The organism is Tardiphaga sp., assembly GCF_028290785.1.
GTDB lineage: Bacteria > Pseudomonadota > Alphaproteobacteria > Rhizobiales > Xanthobacteraceae > Tardiphaga.
Genome location: NZ_JAQGJD010000253.1, coordinates 1 through 3,037, shown reverse-complemented (window position 1 = coordinate 3,037; position 3,037 = coordinate 1). Strand labels below are relative to the sequence as shown.

The 3,037-nt window shown below is 64.3% G+C and carries 1 protein-coding gene and 1 pseudogene; both read right to left on the bottom strand.

Annotated features, from left to right (window positions below; translation table 11 throughout):
* Window positions 1–317 precede the first annotated feature (317 nt).
* Window positions 318–1,906 (bottom strand): annotated as a pseudogene (locus JWR89_RS15800) (OB-fold nucleic acid binding domain-containing protein).
* Window positions 1,907–2,662: 756 nt separating this feature from the next.
* Window positions 2,663–3,037, bottom strand: a 375-nt coding sequence (locus tag JWR89_RS15795; RefSeq protein ID WP_366142992.1) for a phosphatase PAP2 family protein, incomplete at its 5' end; no start/stop codon positions are given.

Below are 3,037 nucleotides of genomic sequence, written 5' to 3'. Positions count from 1 at the left end.
CTCGAAAGTGCATCTCTCATAATGAACGCATCGGGCAGCAGTTCCCTGGGATCGCGGGCAGACAACGTGCAAGGGTGCCGGAACAACGCGGCTAACGGCAGCAGCCATCGACCTGCGGAGAGGCGAGGACGGGCGGCTTGGACTGGCCCGCGATCCATTCGGGGCAGAGCGGGATGACCAAGTTTTATTCCGATCGCTTTTGGAAAATCAACTCGGTGAATGGAAAGCAGGTCGCGGTTGCCGCATGGCACACATTGACATTAGCCAACATCAGGGGATCAGCGGGTGGCCTCTTTATGCCGCCATTTGCCACCGCGCTACCGAAAGTCCGGCGTTTTCACCTTGATGCTATCGATGTGGAGGTCGGGAATGTAGATGTCCCGGGTCCGTAGCCCCTTGGGCGGCAGGCTTCGCGGGTCCGCTCCAGGGCTGCCATGGTGAAATTCATCGCCTCGTCCATGCGGCAGCGGGAATGCATCGTCGCGCTCACCGACCCCAGCGAGCTCCGCCGACATGTCGGTCAACTGATGCGCAACGAGATGCACCACCTCCCCCTCCCGCTGCACGCGTCCGTGGACGGCCATCATGTTCGCACCGAGGATGATACGGCGCTGCCGTTCGTAGAGCGACGTCCAGATCACCAGATTGGCGATGCCGCTCTCGTCCTCGATCGTGATGAACATGACGCCCTTGGCGGAGCCCGGCTTCTGGCGCACCAACACCAAACCTGCCGTGGTCAGCCACTTTCCGTCCCGCGCCGCCATGGCTTCCAGGCAGGTGACGATGCGCCGGCGCTTCAGATCTTCCCGCAGGAAAGTCAGCGGATGGTGCCGCAGCGTCAGCCCGACGTGCCGATAGTCCTCCACGACCTCGCTTCCCGACGTCATCGGCCGCAGCGCCACCGCAGGCTCTAGGATCTCCGCGATCGTGCGCTGCTCGCGCGCCGTCGCCGCCGCGAACAGTTCGAGCGGCTCATCGCGCAGCGCCTTGATCGCCCAAAGCGCTTCGCGGCGCGCGAGCCCGAAGGACTCCCGCATCCCGTCCGCCTCCGCGATCATGACAAGCGACGAGACCGAGACGCCCGCCCGGCGCCACAGGTCGTCGACGCCTGTGAACGGTTCGTCGGCCCGGGCGGCGACGATTTCTGCCGCCTGCCGGTTCTGAAGCCGCGGACCATCCGCAGTCCCAGCCGAACGGCGAACCGCTCGTCGTCCATCCGTTCGAGGGTGCAGTCCCACCGAGACGAGTTGACGCAGACCGGTCGGATCTCGACGCCGTGGTCGCGGGCGTCGCGGACGATCTGCGCCGGCGCGTAGAACCCCATCGGCTGCGCGTTCAGCAGCGAAGCGCAGAACACGTCTGGATGGTGGCATTTCATCCACGACGACGCATAGGCGATCAGCGCGAACGACGCCGCGTGGCTCTCCGGAAAACCGTAGCTGCCGAAACCCTCCAACTGGCTGAAGGTCTTCTCGGCGAACTCCTTGTCGTATCCGCGCTCGACCATGCCGTCGACGAGCTTGTCCTTGAACTTCGACACGCCGCCGGTGAACTTGAAGGTCGCCATGGCGCGGCGAAGCTGGTCGGCCTCCCCCGGCGTGAAGCCGGCGCATTCGATCGCCACCCGCATCGCCTGCTCCTGGAATAGCGGGACGCCCAAGGTCTTGCCGAGCACCTTCTCCAGTTCGGGCTTCGGATAGACGACGGCCTCCTTGCCTTCGCGCCGGCGCAGGTAGGGATGCACCATGTCGCCCTGGATCGGACCGGGACGGACAATGGCGACCTCGATGACGAGGTCGTAGAAGGTCCGCGGCTTCATCCGCGGCAGCATCGACATCTGGGCTCGGGACTCGATCTGGAAGGTGCCGAGCGTAAACATGACCGGGCCCCGCTGCGCGACGTGCAACGCCGCGATGCGCGTAGCCTCTGCCGGCGTCACCTTGGCGCGGTGGTGCCCGACCCCTAAGATCTCAGAAATGCGCGCAGCCTTATAGGCGCCGCGCTCCTCCAGAATTCGGAAGCCACCCGTTTCCGTCATGATCTGAGCCAGGAAGTGGCAAGCGCGCAGCTTCGTCGTCAGCTTGGCCTTGGCTACCGCGTTGGGCCAGCCACGGACTGCGGCAGCGACCAGGTCCGAGCGTGCACCGGCGCCGGCGATCGCTTTTAGTTGCGCGCCGGTGATCATCTGGCTCATTTTGGGATTTCCATGCGCAAGCGCCGCGCGGGCGGGCGCTGGGCGGCCGTGGTGGTCATCAGGTTAAAGTTTGGCTCTCACCCGTTTGGGGGACTTGCCGCCAGTTTTTCGGTGAGATTGTCTGCTGGCGCGTAAAGCTGGGCTGGGGCTTTTCGCCTTTCCACGATTAAATACGCGCAAGGCCGCCGGGCATTTGACACCCACCCGGCGGCCACCCCGGGCTTGCGCTGGGCATCAGCGGTCTCTCACCAAGTCGGGTGATGCCATCGGTAATTATCTTCAAATATTTCGGGGATATGTCCGGCGGCGGACACTTGCATCCTGTCAAAGGTGAAACGATCTGGCGTGCGGAAAGATGGGCCAGGGCTTTTCGCCTTTTCCACGATTTCAATTACGCGCAGGGCCATCGGCTATTGTGTGGCGTCCGGCGGCCCACTTTTTGCCTCACCCAGTCCCGCCGGTCTCTCATCAAAACTGGGCCGTCCAGGCGAGCCCGCGGTAGGGTCGATCGAATGCGCATGCCGCGCTCCCCAAGGCTCCCATGTGCACCGCATGCCCCGAGGGAAACGCATCGTTCGCCCTGCCCGAGACTGGGACCCCGTACAGATGGCCTGTAACGGTGAGCCTGTCCGGACGACGCTGGTTGAACACGTGTTTCAGGACATGCGGCAGAACGCCCGTTACGACCGAGACCGCCAAGAGGTGATTGCCTGCGGTCCGCGCCTTGCGGGTGCCCCCGCGCGACAAAAGCCAATAGGTCGCCGCTGCGGCGATCAGAACGTGTTCGTCGGCTCCCCAGGTCACCGCTGTGGCAGCCGCTTCGCTGTCCGGCCGAGCGTGTCG